Origin of the sequence: Isoptericola sp. NPDC019571 (assembly GCF_044389385.1) — a bacterium.
In the GTDB taxonomy this organism is placed as follows: Bacteria; Actinomycetota; Actinomycetes; order Actinomycetales; family Cellulomonadaceae; genus Isoptericola; species Isoptericola nanjingensis.
On the sequence record NZ_JBIRXZ010000008.1, the window covers coordinates 16,878 to 34,924 of the forward strand.

Annotated in this window: 12 protein-coding genes; all 12 read right to left on the bottom strand. The window is 71.9% G+C overall.

Going from position 1 to position 18,047, the window contains the following annotated elements; genetic code table 11:
- Nucleotides 1-3: 3 nt before the first annotated feature.
- The 12 genes from ACH443_RS14495 to ACH443_RS14550 all read right to left on the bottom strand — a co-directional run bounded on the left by ACH443_RS14495 (nt 4) and on the right by ACH443_RS14550 (nt 18,026).
- On the bottom strand, nt 4-951 hold the full coding sequence (locus ACH443_RS14495; protein ID WP_430590706.1) for a carbohydrate ABC transporter permease: 948 nt from the start codon (nt 949-951) through the stop codon (nt 4-6).
- Nucleotides 948-1,913, bottom strand: a complete 966-nt coding sequence (locus tag ACH443_RS14500; RefSeq protein ID WP_430590707.1) for a carbohydrate ABC transporter permease — start codon at nt 1,911-1,913, stop codon at nt 948-950. Before ACH443_RS14500 ends, ACH443_RS14495 begins: the two co-directional genes overlap by 4 nt.
- 2 nt (nt 1,914-1,915) lie before the next feature.
- Nucleotides 1,916-3,310 (bottom strand): extracellular solute-binding protein, encoded by a 1,395-nt coding sequence (locus ACH443_RS14505; protein WP_430590708.1) that lies wholly within the window; start codon nt 3,308-3,310, stop codon nt 1,916-1,918.
- A gap of 86 nt (nt 3,311-3,396) precedes the next feature.
- Nucleotides 3,397-5,142, bottom strand: coding sequence for a glycoside hydrolase family 13 protein (locus tag ACH443_RS14510; protein ID WP_430590709.1), 1,746 nt, complete (start codon nt 5,140-5,142; stop codon nt 3,397-3,399).
- Nucleotides 5,143-5,251: 109 nt separating this feature from the next.
- Nucleotides 5,252-6,268, bottom strand: coding sequence for a LacI family DNA-binding transcriptional regulator (locus tag ACH443_RS14515; RefSeq protein WP_429766246.1), 1,017 nt, complete (start codon nt 6,266-6,268; stop codon nt 5,252-5,254).
- Nucleotides 6,269-6,417: 149 nt separating this feature from the next.
- Complete coding sequence (locus ACH443_RS14520; protein ID WP_430590710.1) at nt 6,418-10,320, bottom strand: alpha-L-arabinofuranosidase C-terminal domain-containing protein; 3,903 nt, start codon at nt 10,318-10,320, stop codon at nt 6,418-6,420.
- A 118-nt stretch (nt 10,321-10,438) separates the two neighbouring features.
- A complete protein-coding gene (gene yjfF / locus ACH443_RS14525; RefSeq protein ID WP_430590711.1) occupies nt 10,439-11,461 on the bottom strand; it encodes a galactofuranose ABC transporter, permease protein YjfF in 1,023 nt (340 codons plus the stop codon).
- Nucleotides 11,458-12,555, bottom strand: a complete 1,098-nt coding sequence (locus ACH443_RS14530; protein WP_429766240.1) for an ABC transporter permease — start codon at nt 12,553-12,555, stop codon at nt 11,458-11,460. The genes yjfF and ACH443_RS14530 overlap by 4 nt, the downstream gene beginning before the upstream one ends.
- Complete coding sequence (locus tag ACH443_RS14535; protein ID WP_430590712.1) at nt 12,555-14,126, bottom strand: sugar ABC transporter ATP-binding protein; 1,572 nt, start codon at nt 14,124-14,126, stop codon at nt 12,555-12,557. The genes ACH443_RS14530 and ACH443_RS14535 overlap by 1 nt, the downstream gene beginning before the upstream one ends.
- 149 nt (nt 14,127-14,275) lie before the next feature.
- Nucleotides 14,276-15,283 (bottom strand): ABC transporter substrate-binding protein, encoded by a 1,008-nt coding sequence (locus tag ACH443_RS14540; protein ID WP_430557548.1) that lies wholly within the window; start codon nt 15,281-15,283, stop codon nt 14,276-14,278.
- A 173-nt stretch (nt 15,284-15,456) separates the two neighbouring features.
- Nucleotides 15,457-17,010 carry a sugar ABC transporter ATP-binding protein gene (locus ACH443_RS14545; protein WP_430557549.1) on the bottom strand — a complete coding sequence of 518 codons (1,554 nt, stop codon included), beginning with the start codon at nt 17,008-17,010 and terminating at the stop codon, nt 15,457-15,459.
- Nucleotides 17,007-18,026 carry a LacI family DNA-binding transcriptional regulator gene (locus ACH443_RS14550; RefSeq protein WP_430557550.1) on the bottom strand — a complete coding sequence of 340 codons (1,020 nt, stop codon included), beginning with the start codon at nt 18,024-18,026 and terminating at the stop codon, nt 17,007-17,009. The genes ACH443_RS14545 and ACH443_RS14550 overlap by 4 nt, the downstream gene beginning before the upstream one ends.
- Nucleotides 18,027-18,047: the final 21 nt, after the last annotated feature.

The following is an 18,047-nucleotide window of genomic DNA, read 5'->3' on the forward strand; positions in this document are numbered from 1 at the left end:
CCGTCAGCCCTTGACCGCTCCCCCGAGCCCGGCGCCGCGCAGGAACAGCCGCTGGAAGACCAGGAACATCGCCACCGGGAGCACGGTCGAGATCGCCAGGGCCGCGAGGAAGACGCCCAGCTCGGTGGACGCCTCGATCGCGGGCAGCCGCACCGACAGCGGCTGGATCGCCGGGTCCTTGAGCACCAGCAGCGGCCACAGGAAGTCCTTCCAGGCCGCGATGACGGCGAACACCGACACGACGCCGAAGATCGGCTTCGACATCGGCAGCACGATCGACCAGAACAGCCGGTACGGCCCGGCGCCGTCGACCCGCGCGGCCTCGAAGACCTCGCGCGGCAGGTTGTCGAAGAACCGCTGCACCAGCAGCACGTTGAACGCGCTCGCGCCGGCCGGGAGCCACACGGCCCAGAAGCTGTCGACCAGCGACCGGCCCAGCAGCGGCGGGTCGAGGATCGTCAGGTACAGCGGCACGAGCAGCACGACGGCGGGCACGAACATCGTCGACAGGACGAGCGCCTGCACCACCTTCCCGTAGCGCGGCCGCAGCACCGACAGCGCGTAGCCGCCCGTCGTCGCGACCACGAGCTGCACGGCCCACGACCCGAGCGCCAGCCACACCGTGTTCATGAAGTACCGGCTGACCTGGACGTCGTTCCAGGCCCGCTCGAGGTTCTCCCACGCGATGCCGTGCGGGAACAGGGCCAGGGGCGTGCGCAGGATGTCCTGCGTCGGGGTGACGGCGTACTTCGCCAGCAGCAGCATCGGGCCGAGCCCGACGACGGCGAGCAGCACGAGCAGCAGCACGTGCGTGCCGCCCATCCCCCAGCGGACCGCGGGACGGCGCCAGTCGGGCGCGGACAGCGCGCCGCGGTCGCCGTCGTCGGACGGGGTGGCGCGACGGCGCGCGCCGCTCGCCGGGGCGGGACGTGCGGTGGACGAGAGCGTCATGACGTGCTCCAGGACCGGGTGAGCCGGAAGTAGAGGACGGAGAAGACCGCGAGGACCGCCGCCAGCATGAGCGACAGCGCGGTGGCGGCGCCGTAGTCGCCGCCGAGGCTGTTCTGGAACGCGTACCGGTAGATGAGCAGCAGCACGGTCACGGTGGCGTTGTTCGGCCCGCCGCCGGTGAACAGGTACGGCTCGAGGAACACCTGCGCCGTACCGATGACCTGCAGGATCAGCGTGATGAACAGGACCCCGCGCAGCTGCGGCAGCGTGACGTGCCAGATCTTGCGCCACAGCCCGGCGCCGTCCACCTCGGAGGCGTCGTACAGCTCGGCGGGCACGCTCGTGAGGGCCGCGAGGTAGATGATCACGGTGCCGCCGGCGCCGGCCCAGGTCGCGGCGAGCACGAGGGACGGCATGGCCCACGACGCGTCCTGCAGCCACGGGTACGGGCCGAGGCCCACCCAGCCGAGGATCGTGTTGAACACACCGGTCGGCCCGCCCTTGTAGAAGAACTTCCACAGCAGGACGGCGACGACGGGCGGCACCACGACCGGCAGGTACGCGAGCGCCGAGTAGAGGCCGCGGCCGCGGCGCACCTCGCGCATGAGCACCGCGGCGACCAGCGGCACGGGGTAGCCGAACAGCAGGGCCAGGAACGCGAAGTACAGGGTGTTCTGCACGGCCTTCCACAGCAGAGGGTCGGCCAGCACGTGCCGGAAGTTGTCCAGCCCGACGAACGTCGGGTCGGTGACGAGGTTCGTCTCCTGCACGCTCATGATCACGGCGCGCACGATCGGGAACCACGAGAAGACGCCGAAGATCACCAGCAGCGGGAGCAGGAAGACGAGGCTGTGCAGCCCGCCCCCGCGCAGCCAGGTGGCCGGCCCCCGGCGCGGGCGGCCGGCACCGGCCGCCCGCGCGGGTGCGGCGACGTCGCCGCGAGGAGAGGTGGTGACGGTCACGGTCAGCCCTGGTCGAGCAGCGCCTGGGCCTGCGTGTTCGCGTCGGCGAGCAGGGCGTCGATGTCCGCGCCCTCGTCCGTGAGCACCGCCTGCACGACCGGGTCGAGCAGCGCGTACACCTCCTGCGTCTTCTGCGACGGCTCGCCGGCCAGCGGCAGGTCGAACATCGCGTCGGTGAACGCCGTCATCTGGTCGAGCGGCACGTTGACGTAGTCCGCGATCCACTCCTGGTTCAGCTCGTACTGCTCCTTCGAGAACATCGGCAGGACGGGCGTGCCCACGGGCTGGTCGTTCTTGGCGAGGGTCTCGGCGTCGGCGACGGCGCGGTCCTCGTCGACCAGCTTGTTCAGGTAGAAGAAGTCGATCCACTTGATCGCGGCGTCCTTGACGCCCTCGTCGACGTTCGCCGGGACCCCCGCGAGGGTGCCGCCGGTGAGCGTGGCCGACTCGGGGGCGTCGGACAGCGGGATCGGCGCGAGGCCGTAGGTGTCCGGGTCGACCGCGTTGGTCTGCACCAGCGAGGTGTAGATGTCCGAGCCCGAGGTGAACATGCCCACCTGGCCCGCCGCGAACTCCTGGTTGATGCTGCCCCAGTCGAGCAGGAAGTTGCCGCCCATCGACTCGTCCTCCCACCGCAGGTCGTGGAGGAACTGGAGCGTCTCCTGGGTGCCCGGGTTGTCGAGGGTCGCCGTGGCCTTCTGGTCCGCGTCGGTCTCGACGGTGCGGCCGCCGCGCGCGACGGTCTGCGCCGTGAGCTGCCAGCCGCCCGTGTTGTTCTGGGTCATCGTGGCGTAGCCGGCGACGCCCGGGTTGGCGTCGGCGATCTTCTTCGCGTACTCGCGCACCTGCTCCCAGGTGGTCGGAGGGCTGTCGGGGTCGAGGCCGGCCGACTCGAAGAGCTGGCGGTTGTAGTGCAGGGCGACCGGGTAGGCGTTCTTCGCCGGGATCGCGTACACGTGGCCGTCCTCGCCCGTGCCGGCCTCGAGGATCGTCGGGTTGAACTGCTCGGCGTACGGCAGGGCCCGGAACTGGGCGTCCATGTCGGCGAGCTGGCCGTTCTCCACCAGTCCCTGGGCGTCGGTGAACGGGATCTCGAAGACGTCGGGCAGCGTGCCGCCCGCGAGCTGGGCGGCGAACGTCGTCGCCTTCCACTCGTACTCCTCGGGCTGGACGTCGATGTCGGGGTTCGCCTTCTCGAACTCCGCGACCTGGTCCTCGAAGGCGGCGACCGCCTCCTCGGTGGACCCGGGCAGCAGGGAGACCACCGAGAGGGTGACCTGCCCCGCCGAGTTCGTGCTCTCGTCCTGCGGGTCGCCCCCGCCGGAGCACGCCGCGAGGGCGCCCGCCGTGAGCGCGCCCACCAGGGCGAGCGCGGCCGGCTTTCGTGTGGACTTCATCGTCACTCCCTTGTCGATGTCACCGTCGAAGGAATCGCGGTGGTGCAGCTGGTCGGTGCGGGCAGGAGGGGTTCAGGCGGGCCGGCTCACGGGCGGAGCCAGACCGCGACGTCGGTGGCGATCCGCGCGAGCGGCTCGCGGGGGTCGGCGCTGTGCAGCACGACGTCGGCGTCGGCCGGCAGCGGGACGGGCTCGGGCCCGAGGTTGACGACGCACACCAGCCCGGGGGTTCCGGGTCCGCCGCCGCGGGCGAACGCGAGGACGTCGTCGCCGACCGGGACGTCGCCGACGGCGTCGAGCCAGCGCAGGCGGCGGTCGTGCAGCGCGGGCTCGGTGCGGCGGGCCGCGAGCGCCCGGCGGTACAGGGCGAGCGTCGACGCCGGGTCCGCGTCCTGCGCCTCGACCGACAGTCCGCCCCACGCCGCCGGCTGCGGCAGCCAGGGCGGAGCGCCGCCGTCGGGGCCGAAGCCGAACGAGCTGCCGCCACGCGTCCAGGGCAGCGGCACGCGGCAGCCGTCGCGGCCGGGGTCGATGCCGCCGGAGCGGTCGTGCATCGGGTCCTGGATGAGCTCGCGCGGCAGATCCTCGACCTCGGGGAGGCCCAGCTCGTCGCCCTGGTAGACGTACAGGGCGCCCGGCAGGGCGGCGACGAGCAGTGCCGCGGCGCGGGCCCGGCGGCGCCCGAGGTCGAGGTCCGTCGGGGTACCGAAGCGCTTGGCCGCGAACGCGAACGACGAGTCCGCGCGTCCGTAGCGGGTCACCGGCCGGGTGACGTCGTGGTTGGACAGCACCCAGGTGGCCGGCGCACCGACGGGGGCGTGCGCGTCGAGCGTCGTCGTGATCGACTCGCGCAGCGCCTTGGCGTCCCACGGGCGAGCCATGAAGTCGAAGTTGAACGCCGTGTGCATCTCGTCGGGGCGCAGGAACCGCGTGAAGCGGTCCGTGTCCGGCAGCCACACCTCGCCGACCAGCACGCGCGGCTCGTCGTAGGAGTCGGCCACCGCCCGCCAGGCACGGTAGACGTCGTGCAGCTCGTCGCGGTCGACGTGCGGATGCTCCCCCGGCCCCGGGTGCTCCGGGACCTCGGGCAGCGCCGGGTCCTTGACGAGCAGCGCGGCGGAGTCGATGCGGATGCCGGCGGCGCCGCGGTCGAACCAGAAGCGCAGGATCTCCTCGTGCTCGCGGCGCACGTCGGGGTGGTCCCAGTTGAGGTCCGGCTGCGACGGCGCGAACAGGTGCAGGTACCACTCGCCGGGGGTGCCGTCCGGGTCGGTCGTGCGGGTCCAGGTGGTGCCCTGGAAGTCGGAGACCCAGCGGGTGGGCAGCTCCTCGCCGCCCTCCCCCCGGCCGGGCCGGAACCAGAACCGCTCGCGCTCCGGCGACCCGGGACCGGCGGCCAGCGCGTCGCGGAACCACGGGTGCTCGGCGGAGACGTGGTTGGGCACGACGTCGACGATCGTGCGGATGCCGAGCTCGCGGGCCTCCGCGATGAGCGCCTCCGCCTCGGCGAGCGTGCCGAACTGCGGGTCGATCGCGCGGTAGTCCGCGACGTCGTACCCCCCGTCCGCCAGCGGCGACACGTACCAGGGGGTGAACCAGATCGCGTCGACCCCGAGGTCCCGCAGGTACCCGAGGTGCTGCCGCACCCCGGCGAGGTCGCCCGTGCCGTCGCCGTTCCCGTCGGCGAACGAGCGCGGGTAGACCTGGTAGATCACCGCGCTGCGCCACCACTCGGCGTCCTGCCCCTTGCTCACCGATGAGCTCCTTCCGCGTCGTCGCGTCGATGAGCAGGACAGTAATGAGGTGACGCATAGTGCGCAAGAACTTGACATCAGCGTTATCGAACCGCGACATCAACACCGAACAGACGCGCGCACAGGAACGGCCGGCAGGGCGACACGAGTCGCCCGGCCGGCCGTCGAGAGGGCGGCGGCGCGGGTGTCAGCCCGCGGCGCGCGGGGCCGCCGCCGTCGACCGGCGCACGACGAGCTCCGGCTCGAAGAGCAGCTCGTCGCGCGACACGGTGGCGCCCGCGATCATGCTGGCCAGGATGTCGACCGCCGCGCGGCCCATCGCGTCGATCGGCTGCCGGACGGTCGTGAGCGCCGGATCCGTGGAGTTCATCAGCGCGGAGTCGTCGTAGCCGACCACCGACACGTCGCGCGGCACCTCGAGCCCGGCCCGCCGCACGGCACGCACGGCACCGAGCGCGAGCGGGTCCGACGCGCACAGGATCGCCGTCGCGCCGGCGTCGAGCAGGCGGCCCGTCGAGGCCTGCCCGCTCTCGAGGGAGTACTGGCTGTGCACCACGAGCTCGTCGGGGAGCTCGACGCCGTGCCGCTGCGCGAAGCCGCGCGCCGCCGCGAGCTTGCGCTCCGACGGCACGTGGTCGCGCGGGCCCAGCAGCAGCCCGATGCGCGTGTGCCCCATGGACACCAGGTGCTCCAGCGCCTGGTGCGTGGCGATCAGGTCGTCGCACGAGACGTGCGGGAAGTCGAGGCTCTCGATCGACGCGTTGATGAGCACCACCGGCAGGTTCAGCGCCTGGAGCCGCTCGTAGTGCGCGTGGTCGGCGTCGCGCTCCGCGTAGAAGCCGCCCGCGAAGATGACCCCCGACACCTGCTGACCCAGCAGCAGGTCGATGTACTCGGCCTCGGAGATGCCGCCCGCGGTGCGCGTGCACAGCACGGGCGTGTACCCCTGCTGCGCCAGCGCCCCGCCCACCACCTCCGCGAAGGCGGGGAAGATCGGGTTCGCCAGCTCCGGCAGCACCAGGCCCACCAGGCGCGGCCGGTCGCCGCGCAGCTTGGTGGGCCGCTCGTAGCCCAGCACGTCCAGCGCCGTGAGCACGGCGTCCCGGGTCGCCTGCGACACCCCCGGCTTGCCGTTGAGCACGCGGCTGACCGTCGCCTCGCTGACCCCCACCTTCGCGGCCACGTCGGCCAGTCGTCTCGACATGTCCTCGACTGTACACGCGACCACGCAAGCGGCTTGCGCTACTTGCAGCGTTTGCGCATCGGTCCTCCGGGAGTTGTCAGGGCCACGCGCGGGTCTCCCTGCACGTGGCCCTGACAACGCGCCGCCCGGGGCGCGTCGGTGTCGGTCCGTCAGCCGTTCGCGGACCGCCAGGGACCGTGGCGGTCGCCGGGCTCCTGGTTCCTGGTCCACCACCTCGCGGTGTAGACCCTGCCCTGGTGCTCGACGACGTCACCGGCGTCGAAGATCCGCGACGGCGTCCACACAGCGGTCCCGTCGGCGGTCTCGGCGACCTCCTGCCACGGGCCCCAGTCGGACTCGCCCGGCGCCTGGTCGCGGGTCCACCAGGCCGCCTCCCACACGGAGCCGTCGTGCGTGACGAGCTCGCCCGCGGTGTAGGTCGTGCCGGCGTCCCACGCGGGCACCTGGGGCGCCTCCGCCTCGGTGAGCCGCAGGAACGTGATGGAGTGCGCCGGGAAGTCGTAGGTGAACGACGTCCCCGCCCCCTCGAACGTCCGGTCCACGGGCACCACGCGCTCGGGCCGGGTCTTGGTGTTGGTCGCCGACGGGTCGGCCGTCATCTCGGTGACGGTCGCGGTCGTGGCCGGCTCGAAGCCGCCCGTCACCTCGACGTCGGTGCGCGCCACGGCGTCGCCGACGTTGACCACCTTGGCCACGAGCCCGCCGGTCTCCTCGTCGTGGGTCACGACCTGGAACAGCGACTTCGTCACCGGCTCGGTGTACGTGAGCTGCAGCTCCCCGTCGAGGTAGAGCTCGATGGTGCGTCCCTCGACGACGACCTTGATCCGGTAGTCACGACCGTTCTCCAGCGGCGTGAACGACTCCGCCGCGGCGACCTCGCCCTGGCGCGCGCCGTCGGCCCGCTCCAGCACGGACCGGGTGTTGCCCCACCCGCCGACGTTCCACCAGTAGAAGTCGTCGCTCGCGCTCGCGCCGAACCCGACGAGGAAGCCCTCGGTACCGCCGGTCTTCCGGGCCGTCACCTCCATCGTGTAGTCGTGCCAGTCCTCGTCGTAGGCCCCGGCGACGACGCTGCGCGCGTCCTCGACGCCCGCGTCGGACTGCACGTACGCGCCGTCGGTCACGGACCAGTCGCCGCGCTGCGCCTCCCACCGCGACGCGTCGTCGAAGCCGTCGGAGAACAGGACGTCGCCGGTCGCGTTGTCGGTGACCCGCACGTCGTCGTACTGCGCCTGCGTGAGCCAGGTCGACAGGAAGACGCCGCCGTCGACGTCCGGCGGGACGACGTCCGGACCGTCGCCGAGCTCCGACGGGACCACCTGGTCGCCGGCGTTCGTCATGAACATCTGCTGGGTGTAGTAGTTCACCGAGCCCCACGACTCGTCGTTGTCGAACCACATCATGTCCGGCGACCACTGCACGTAGTCCTCGTTGGCGAACATCGGCGCGTAGGAGGCCAGCTCGACGACGTCGGCGTTGCGCTCCAGCCCCGTCATGTAGGCCGCCTCCGCCAGCGCGTTGCCGAACGTGTTCCCCTTCGACGCGTACTCGCCGAGGAAGACGTGCGGGCCGCCCCGGTCGTACGTGTCGTACCGGGCGTCGTTCGTGAGGAACCATGACGGGTCGTTGTAGTAGTGCTCGTCGACCATCGCCACGCCCTGCTCGCGGTTGAAGTCCCAGAGCTCGTCGAAGCGGGTGCCCGCGTCGTCGGGCCCGGAGTTGGAGATCACCGTGATGTCCGGGAACTCCGCCTCGATGGCGTCGCGGAACGCCGGGAAGTTCTCCTGGAACTTCGGCGTGTTCTCCTCGTTGCCCAGGCCGATGTACGGCAGGTCGAACGGCTCCGGGTGCCCCAGCTCGGCGCGCTTCGCGCCCCACTCGGTGTCGGTGGAGCCCGTGGCGAACTCGATGAGGTCGAGCGCGTCCTGGATCCAGCGCGGGCGCTGGTCGTCGGTCATCTCCGGGATGCGCGACCCGCAGCCGTTGGCGCCCACCGACACGACGGGCAGAGCGAAGGCGCCGAGGTCCTCGGCGAACTCGAGGTACTCGAGGTAGCCGATGCCGTACGACTGGTTGTATCCCCAGAAGTTCCAGTTGGTGGGGCGCTCCTCGACCGGGCCGATGGTCTCCTTCCACTGGTACGTCCGCTGCCGGTCCTGGCCGTCGGACTCAAGGTAGGAGTCGAAGGTGCCCACGTTGGTGACGCAGCCGCCGAGGAACCGCAGGAAGCTCGGGTCGAGCGCCGCGACCTTCTCCGCGAGGTCCTTGCGCAGCGTGCTCCTGCCGTTGACCGGCCCCACCCACGTGTCCTGGGGGAACAGGGACACCATGTCGAGGCGCAGCGTGCTCGCGGCGCCCGAGGCGACCCGCAGGCGCGCGGCGTTCGTCGTCGCGGAAGCCGTCACCGTCGCCGTGTACCGCGCCCACTCGTCGGAGCCGTCGACCGCGACCGTCGCCGTCCCGTACGTCGTGGCGCCGTCGGCGGAGACGAGGGTCGCCGTGAGGTCCTGCGCGACGTCGCTGCGCGCCCAGACGGAGAAGTCGTACGACGCCCCCTCGCTCAGCGCGACGCCCTCGTTGTACGAGGAGTTCGAGACGCCGGTCGTGCCGTCGGACGTGACCGTGAGGTAGTGCCGGTTGCTGTCGTTGAGCCACTCGCCGCGCGCGGACTCGACGGCGACGTCGCCGCCGCCGGTCTGCTCCCAGCCCGTCAGGCCGGTGAAGCCCGCGTTGTCCTCCGTGGCGAACTCGAACGACCGGTTGCGCACCAGCTCGGCGTACAGGCCGCCGTCGGCGGCGTAGTTGATGTCCTCGTAGAACACGCCGTACAGGTCGTCGCTCATCTCGGTGCGCTCGGCCGCGGAGTCGATGGTGAGCCGCTGCTCGACGACCTCCGGCTCGCCCTCGGGGTACGCCTCGAGCAGCGCCTGCTGCTCCGCCGTCGTGATCGGCAGCACCGTGCCGTGCCGCGGGTGGCTCGGCAGCTCGGCGTCGGGCACCGAGGTCCAGTCCCCGCTCGCCAGGTCGTCGGTGCGGAACAGCATGTACCCCTGGCCGCCGTGGTACGACGGCTGGTCGATCATCATGAACCAGGAGTCGTCGGTGAGGGACGGGAAGACCGTCGGCCCCTCCCCCGCGGTGAACTCGCCGCCCCACGGGTTGGGCTCGCCCACGCCGACGTGCTCGGCGACCAGGTCCCACCCGTCACCGTCGGTCACGCCCTGCGTGCGGGACAGGTCGTCGGAGGACTCCTCGCGGACGGTCATGTCCGCCTCGTCCTTGGTGAACCGGTAGTAGGTGCCGTCCTCGACCGCCACGGTCGAGTCGATCATGCCCCGGCCCGCGCCGCGTTCCTCGTCGATCCACACCTGCGGCTCGGAGAAGCTGCCCGCGGAGAAGTCGGGCGTCGTGGCGGACAGCATCCGCTGGTACGACGTCGCGATGTCGCGATCCTCGGGGGCGACGTCGTCCGGGTACAGGGCGGACGCCCAGTAGACGACGAACTGTCCGGCCTCGGCGTCCCAGGTCGCCTCGGGGGCCCAGAGGTTGCCGGCGCCCGGCGGCGCGACCTCGACCTCCTGCTGGTCGGACCAGTGGATCAGGTCGTCCGACGACCAGACCATCATCGACCGGCTGCCGGTCTCCTGGGCGTCGCCGAAGTTCCCGCCGCCCGCGATCTTCAGGTCGGTGGCGAGCAGGTAGTACCTGCCGGTCTCGGGGTTGCGGGTGAGGAACGGGTCGCGCAGCCCCTGCGTGCCGAGGGTGGACTCGAGGACGGGCTCACCGCCGTTCAGCGTGGTCCACGCGGTGGGGTCGTCGGCCTCGCTGACGGCCAGGTAGATCTTCTCGCCGCCGTCCTGCTCGCCGGCGAAGTAGGGGAAGACGTAGGCGCCGAAGCCGTCGCCCGCCGCTGACGTGGCCGTCGACTGCAGGGCGGGGGCCGCCCGCGGCGGGACGGCCGCAGCCGCCGTGGCGGGCACCACGAGGGCGAGGGCCGCGGCCGCCAGGGGCCGCGACCATCGGGGCCCGTGCTGCCTCGATGGGATGTGCATCGTTGTAGAACCTCCGTGTCGTACGTCGTCGTACAGGTGCGGGGGGTGCGGAGGGGCGGCGGGGCCGACGGCGCGTGCCGCCGTCCCCGCCGCCCGGACGGGCGCCCGGCCGAGGAGGCTAGGAGCGCCGCAGTGCGAGCAGCCGCTGCAGGACCACGAAGACCAGCAGCAGCGCGCCGATGACGATCTTGGTCCACCAGGAGGAGAGGGTGCCCTCGAAGGTGATGATCGTCTGGATGAGGCCGAGCACGAGGACGCCGAGCACGGACCCGAGCACGAAGCCGGTGCCGCCGGTGAGCAGCGTGCCGCCGATGACGACGGCCGCGATCGCGTCCAGCTCCATGCCCACGCCGGTCAGGGAGTAGCCCGACCGCGAGAACATGGCGAACAGCAGGCCACCGAGACCGGCGCAGGTGCCGCTGATGACGTACACCAGCACCTTGGTGCGCGCGACGGGCAGGCCCATGAGCCTGGCCGACTGCTCCCCGCCGCCGATGGCGTACACGGTGCGGCCGAACTGCGTGTAGTGCAGCAGGTAGAACGCGACCGCCACCACGACCAGCGCGATCACGACGCTCGACGTGATCCGCCACTGCCCGCCGGCCCACGTGTCCCAGGAGGCCAGGGCGACGAAGGTCGGGTCGTCGATCGGGATCGACTCCGGCGCGACGAGGAAGCACAGGCCGCGGGCGAAGAACATCGCCGCGAGGGTCGCGATGAACGGCTGCACCTCGAAGACGTGCACCATCGCGCCGACGAGGAGACCGATCAGCGAGCCGATGAGCACGACCAGCGGGATCACCACCCCGGCGGGGACGCCTGCCTGCAGCAGGTACGCCGCCGTCACGCCGGACAGCGCCAGCACCGAGCCGACGGAGAGGTCGATGCCGCCGGTGAGGATGACGAACGTCATCCCGACGGCCAGCACGATGAGGAACGCGTTGTTGATGAACAGGTTCGCGAGCACGCCGACGGACAGGAAGTTGTCGTAGCGCGCGCCGCCCACCACGAGCAGCAGCACGAACACCACGAGGGTGCCGACCACGGGCAGGTAGCGGCGGTCGACGCGCAGACGGCGGCCGGCGGACGGCACGCGGCCCGGGGACGGCGCCCCGCGGCGCGAGGATGCGAGGGTCGTCATGAGGCCACCACCTTGTCCGTCGCCACGTCCGCGGGCTTGTCCGACGGCGTCACCGGCGCCGTCCTGCCGCGCCGTCGCGTGCGTTCCGAGAGCTTGCGCCGCATCGCGGGCGACTGGAGCAGCGTCACCGCGGCGACCACGAGCGCCTTGAACAGCGGCGTCACGAGCGGCGAGATGCCGACGTTGGTCACCGTGAGCGACAGCGTCGCGATGATGAGCACGCCGACGAAGGTGCCGGACAGCGAGAACTTGCCGCCGGCCAGCGACGTGCCGCCGATGACGACGGCGAGGATCGCGTCGAGCTCGATGAACAGGCCGGCGTTGTTCGCGTCGGCCGCCATGACGTTGGACGACAGGATCAGCCCCGCCAGCGCGGAGAACAGCCCGGACAGGGCGAAGACCGTCCACACGATGGTCCGCGCGCGCACGCCGGCGAGCCGGCTCGCGGCGGGGTTGATGCCGACCGACTCGACGAGCATCCCGAGCGCCGTGCGCCGCACCAGCAGCGCGACGAGCGCGAACACGCCGAACGCGACCAGGGTCGCGACGGGCAGCCCGAGCCAGTACCCGGCGCCGAGCATCTTGAACGGGGCGCTCGTGACCGTGGTGATCTGACCCTCGGTGATGAGCATCGCGACGCCGCGGCCGGCGGTCATGAGGATGAGCGTCGCGATGATCGGCTGGATCCCGAGCACGGACACCAGGAACCCGTTCCAGACGCCGAGCACCAGGCCGAGCGCGAGCGCCATCCCGATGGCGAGGAGCACCGTCGTCGTCGACGCCGGGTCCGGCGCGCCCGCGATGAAGGTGAGGGCCACCGCCCCCGAGATCGCGACCACGGCGCCCACGGAGAGGTCGATGCCGCGGGTGGCGATCACCAGCGACATGCCGAGGGCGACCAGCATGAGCGGCGCGCAGTTGCGCAGGATGTCGATCGGCGACCCGAAGAGGTGGTCGTCGAGGATCGACACGGACAGGAAGCCCGGTCGGACGGCCGTGTTGACGGCGAGCAGCGCGACCAGCGCGACCACGGGCCAGAACAGGTGGTGGCGCACGACGGCGCCGAACCCGCCGGCGGCCTGCGATGTGGGCATCAGCGGTCCCCTCCGCTCGCGATGAGCTCGACGACGTCGTCGACGCCGACGGAGTCGGTGTTGGTCAGCTCGGCGACCTTCTGCCGGTCGCGCATGACGGCGATGCGGTGGCTGAGCCGCACCACCTCCTCGAGCTCGGCGGAGATGAAGAGCACCGCCATGCCCCGGGCGGCGAGGTCGGACACCAGGCGCTGGATCTCCGCCTTGGCGCCGACGTCGATGCCGCGGGTCGGCTCGTCGAGGATGAACAGCTCGGGCGCGGTGGCGAGCCAGCGGGCCAGGAGCACCTTCTGCTGGTTGCCGCCCGACAGGTTGCGCAGCAGGGCGTCGGGGTTGGCGGGCCGGATGTTCAGCGCCTCGATGTACCGGTGCACGATCTCGTCGACCTGCTTGCCGGGCAGCGGGCGCAGCCAGCCGCGCTCCGCCTGGAGGCCGAGCACGATGTTCTCCCGCACGGTCAGGTCGCCGACCACGCCCTCGGCCTTGCGGTCCTCGGAGGAGAACGCGATCCTGCGCCCGATCGCCGTGCGCGGCGTGCGCAGCCGGGTCGGGGTCCCCTTGACGGACAGCGTGCCCGTGTCGGCCCGGTCCGCCCCGGCGAGCAGGCGGGCCACCTCCGTGCGGCCGGAGCCGAGCAGGCCGGCCAGACCGACGACCTCGCCCTCGTGGACGTCCAGGTCGAAGGCCTGCACGGAGCCGCGCCGACCGAGACCCACGGCCTGGACGAACGGCTTGCCCTGGGCCGCGTCGACGGTGTGCTCGGTGCGGACCTCCAGGTCCTCCAGCACCTCCATCGACCGGCCGATCATGCGCGAGACGAGCTCGCTCCGGGTGATCTCCGACGTCCGGTACTCCCCCACCCGCGTGCCGTTGCGCAGCACGGTCATGCGGTCGGAGAGCTCGAACACCTGCTCCAGGAAGTGCGACACGAACAGGATCGCGACGCCCTGGTCGCGCAGCCGGCGCACGACGGCGAAGAGCCGCGCGACCTCGTCGGCGTCGAGGCTGGACGTCGGCTCGTCGAGGATGAGCACCTTGGCGTCCACCACCATGGCCCGGCTGATCGCGACGAGCTGCTGCACGGCGATCGAGTGCGAGCCGAGCGAGGAGGCGGGATCGACGTCGAGCCCCATCGTGGCGAGGTGCTCGGCCGCCCGGCGGCGCGTGCGGGGCCAGTCGATGGCGCCGAACCGCCGGGGCTCGTTGCCGAGCATGATGTTCTCCGCGACCGTGAGGTTCTCGCAGAGGTTGACCTCCTGGTACACGGTGGCGATCCCCGCGGCCTGGGCCTCGCCCGGGCCGGAGAACCGGTGCGGCTCGCCGTCGACGAGGATCTCGCCGGAGTCGATGCCGTAGACGCCCGTGAGCGCCTTGATCAGCGTGGACTTCCCCGCGCCGTTCTCGCCCATGAGGGCGTGCACCTCGCCCGGCAGGAGCCGGAGGTCCACGCCGTCGAGGGCCTTGACGCCCGGGAACTCGATGGAGATCCCGGTCATCTCGACGACGGGGCGCACGTCCTGGGGCCGGGCGTCGGGGGTGCTGCCGGCGTCGCCGGCGTCCGATGGCGTCATCCTTGACCTTCCGTGGAGCGCGGTGGGCGCGGCGCGGGCGTCCCGCACCGCACCCACCGCGGGTCTCGTGGAGCGTACCGACGGTCGGTGCTGACGATCAGTACCGACGATCAGTACCGACGATCAGTACCGACGATCAGTACCGACGATCAGTACTGACGGTCCGGCAGCGCGGCCTTCGCCGCCTCCTGGTCGAACGCCTCGTCCTGGGTGACGATGCGCTTCTCGACCTCCTCGCCGGCCACGACCTTCTTCGCGATCTCCGCGAGGTCCGGGCCGAGCAGCGGGTTGCACTCGACGATGTAGTTGATCTTGCCGTCGGCGAGCGCCTGCATGCCGTCCTTGACGCCGTCGACCGTGATGATCTTGATGTCCTTGCCCGGCACCTTGCCCGCGGCCTCGATCGCCTCGATGGCGCCCAGGCCCATGTCGTCGTTGTGGGCGAACACCAGGTCGATGTCGTCGTACTTCTGCAGGAAGCCCTCCATCACCTGCTTGCCCTCGGTGCGGGTGAAGTTGCCGGTCTGCGAGTCGATCATCTCGATGTCGGAGCCCGCGATCGCGTCGGCGAAGCCCTGCTGCCGGTCGATCATGGGCGCGGCGCCGGTGGTGCCCTGCAGCTCGACGGCCTTGTAGCCCTCGCCGTCGTACTGCTCCACGGCCCACTCGCCGGCGCGCTTGCCCTCCTCGACGAAGTCGGACCCGATGAACGACTCGTACAGGGTGTCGTCCTCGGAGTCGACGGCCCGGTCGGTGAGGATCACCGGGATGTCCGCGGCCTTGGCCTCCTCGAGCACGGCGTCCCAGCCGGTCTCGACGACCGGGGAGAACGCGATGACGTCGACCTGCTGCTGGATGTAGGACCGGATCGCCTGGATCTGGTTCTCCTGCTTCTGCTGCGCGTCGGAGAACTTGAGGTCGAAGCCGTTCTCCTTCGTGAGCGTGTCCTGGATGGACTTGGTGTTGGCCGCGCGCCAGCCGGACTCCGCCCCGACCTGCGAGAAGCCCAGGACGATCGTGTCCGAGGCCGCGGCCGACTCGCCGCCGCCGTCCCCGCCGCCCTGGGGCGCCTGCTCGCTGCTGCACGCGACCAACGAGGCCGCCGTGAGCGCCGTGACGAACAGCGCCGCACCGGCGCGCCGGAAGTTCTTGCTCATGATCTCCTCCTCGAGACGCCGGCCGACCGGGAGACCCGGTCCGTGGGTCTTCTCTGACCCTCCGGCAACGCTTGTGTGACCGCTAACATAGCGGAGATGTGACCGGTCACAATAGAGGTCGTCCAGGAATCCACGTCACGATCGCGTAACGCACCGGGAGGGCTCGCCGTGCGTCAGTCGCCAGGCTCGGGCTCGTCCAGCTCCGCGGCGATCATCTCGACGATGGTGTCGACGGTGACCCCGGGCCCGTTGCTCAGCTCGCCGATCTTCTCGCGGTCCTTGAGCACGACGATGCGGTCGGCGAGGCGCACCACCTCCTCCAGCTGGGAGGAGATGAAGACGACGGCGACGCCCTCGCCCGCCAGGCGTGCGACCCGGCGCTGGATCTCGAGCTTGGCCGCGATGTCGATGCCGCGGGTCGGCTCGTCGAGGATCAGGACGTGGGGCCGCGTGGCCAGCAGCCGGGCGAGCAGCACCTTCTGCTGGGTGCCCCCGGACAGCTCGCCGGCGGGCCGGTCCAGGTCGTCGGCCGACAGGTGCAGCGCGTCGAGGTACGTGTCGACGACGGCGTCCTGCTCTCCCCGCGACAGGGGCCGCGACCAGCCCCGCAGCGCCTGCAGCGCCAGGACGATGTTCTCCCGCACCGTGAGGCCCGCGACGATCCCGTCGTCGCGCACGTTCTCGCTCGACATCGCGATCCGGTACCGCAGGGCGGCCCCCGGGCTGCGGAGCTGCACCCGCACGCCGTCGAGCCACAGCTCGCCGCCGTCGGCGCGCTCCGCCCCGCTCATCAGCCGGGCGAGCTCGGTGCGCCCCGACCCGCGCAGCCCCGCGAACCCGACGACCTCGCCCCGGGACAGCTCGAGGTCGGTCGGCTCGAGGACGCCGTGGCGCCCGAGGGACGACGCCCGCAGCGTCGCCTCGCCCGTCCCGGCGTAGTGGTGCGCGAGCCGCTGCGAGCGCAGCGCCTGGAGCGCGTCGATGTCCTCGCCGAGCATCTTGGAGATCACCTCGGCGCGCTCGACGTCCGCCGTCCGGAACTCCGCGACGACGCGGCCGCCCCGCAGCACCGTCATCCGGTCGCTCACCTCGAAGACCTGCTCGAGGAAGTGCGAGACGAACAGCACCGCGACGCCCTGGTCGCACAGGCGGCGCACGACGCCGAGCAGGCGCGCGGCCTCGTCCGCGTCCAGGCTCGACGTCGGCTCGTCGAGCACGAGCACGCGCGGATCGAGGACGATCGCCCGGGCCACCGCCACGAGCTGCTTGGTCGCGGGCGACAGCGCCGAGAGCGGGGCGCGCGGGTCGATGTCCTCGATCCCCAGCGCGGCGAGCGCGGCCGACGCCCGCGACCTCGTCCGGCCCCAGTCGATGCCGAGCCAGCCGCGCACCTCGTGACCGATCATCACGTTCTCGGCGACGGTCAGGTGCGGGCTCAGGTGCGTCTCCTGGAAGACGGTCGCGATGCCGTCCGCGCGGCTCTGCGCGACTCCCGTCGGCGGGCTCTCGACGCCGTCCACCACGACCGTGCCCGCCAGGATCGGCAGCGTCCCCGTGAGCGCGCCGATGAGGGTCGACTTCCCCGCGCCGTTCTCCCCCATGAGCGCGTGGACCTCGCCCGGCCGCAGCGCGAGGTCCACGTCGTCGAGGACCCGCACCCCCGAGCGCTCCACCGTGATCCCCCGCAGCTCGACGACGGGGGCCGGCGCCCCGGGCCGCGAGGTCATCGGGTGGCCTTCCGCGGCGCGGCGCTCGACGCCCGCGCGATCATCTCCGGGGGGATCTTCGTGACCGTCGGGATCTCCTGCTCCTCGATCGCGGCCCGCAGGACGTCGACGACCGACACGCCGAGGGCGTGGAAGTTCTGCCGCACCGTCGTCAGCGGGGGGATGACGTGCCGCGCGAGGGGGATGTCGTCGAAGCCGACGACGCTCACGTCGTCGGGCACCGAGAAGCCGCGGTCGTGCAGGCCGTGGACGAGGCCCACCGCCATGTCGTCGTTCGCGGCGAAGATCGCCGTGTACTCCGGGAGCTCGCGGATCCCGCGCGCGAAGTCGTACGCGAAGTCGGCCGTCCAGTCGCCGACGACGATGGGGCGCTCGCGCAGCCCCCACGACTTCGCCCGGGCATGGAAGGACCGCTCGCGCGTGCGGGCGTCGAGCCAGTCCAGCGGGCCGGCGAGGTGCAGGATGTCGCGGTGCCCGAGCGAGACGAGGTGGTCGACGGCGAGCGCCGTCCCCGCCTGCTGGTCGACGGTCACGGTGAGGAACGTCGGGTCCTTGTCGGGCTTGACCACCAGCACCGGGACCCCGACGGCGATGCGGCGCAGCGCGGCGATCGACGACGACCGGGGAGCCACGACGCAGAGCGCGTCGACGCCCTGCGCGACGAGGTGGTCGACGGCCTCCTGGGGGGTGATCTCCTCCCCCGCCCGCAGGAGCACGGAGCTGACCACGTACCCCGACGCGCGGGCGGCGGACTCGACGGCGTACAGCGTGCTGGTCGGCCCGAACGTCGCGGCGCTCTCCACGAGGACGCCGATGCGCCGGCTGCGCTGGGTGGCGAGGGCCCGGGCGACCATGTTCGGCCGGTAGCCGAGCTGGTCGATGGCCTCCTCGACGCGCCGCCGGGTGGCCTCGCGGATGTTCGGGTGGTCGTTGAGCACCCGCGACACCGTCATGTGCGAGACGCCGGCGAGCTGCGCGACCTGCCGGATGTTCGGCTTGTCGGCGGGACTCGCCATGCGGGGCCTCCACGGGATGCG

What these genes read in the sequence shown, in the direction of transcription:
- ACH443_RS14495 (WP_430590706.1), bottom strand. Translation starts at nt 951, where the DNA reads ATGACGCTCTCGTCCACCGCACGTCCCGCCCCGGCGAGCGGCGCGCGC.
- ACH443_RS14505 (WP_430590708.1), bottom strand. Translation starts at nt 3,310, where the DNA reads ATGAAGTCCACACGAAAGCCGGCCGCGCTCGCCCTGGTGGGCGCGCTC.
- ACH443_RS14510 (WP_430590709.1), bottom strand. Translation starts at nt 5,142, where the DNA reads ATGTCAAGTTCTTGCGCACTATGCGTCACCTCATTACTGTCCTGCTCA.
- ACH443_RS14515 (WP_429766246.1), bottom strand. Translation starts at nt 6,268, where the DNA reads ATGTCGAGACGACTGGCCGACGTGGCCGCGAAGGTGGGGGTCAGCGAG.
- ACH443_RS14520 (WP_430590710.1), bottom strand. Translation starts at nt 10,320, where the DNA reads ATGCACATCCCATCGAGGCAGCACGGGCCCCGATGGTCGCGGCCCCTG.
- yjfF (WP_430590711.1), bottom strand. Translation starts at nt 11,461, where the DNA reads ATGACGACCCTCGCATCCTCGCGCCGCGGGGCGCCGTCCCCGGGCCGC.
- ACH443_RS14530 (WP_429766240.1), bottom strand. Translation starts at nt 12,555, where the DNA reads ATGCCCACATCGCAGGCCGCCGGCGGGTTCGGCGCCGTCGTGCGCCAC.
- ACH443_RS14535 (WP_430590712.1), bottom strand. Translation starts at nt 14,126, where the DNA reads ATGACGCCATCGGACGCCGGCGACGCCGGCAGCACCCCCGACGCCCGG.
- ACH443_RS14540 (WP_430557548.1), bottom strand. Translation starts at nt 15,283, where the DNA reads ATGAGCAAGAACTTCCGGCGCGCCGGTGCGGCGCTGTTCGTCACGGCG.
- ACH443_RS14545 (WP_430557549.1), bottom strand. Translation starts at nt 17,010, where the DNA reads ATGACCTCGCGGCCCGGGGCGCCGGCCCCCGTCGTCGAGCTGCGGGGG.
- ACH443_RS14550 (WP_430557550.1), bottom strand. Translation starts at nt 18,026, where the DNA reads ATGGCGAGTCCCGCCGACAAGCCGAACATCCGGCAGGTCGCGCAGCTC.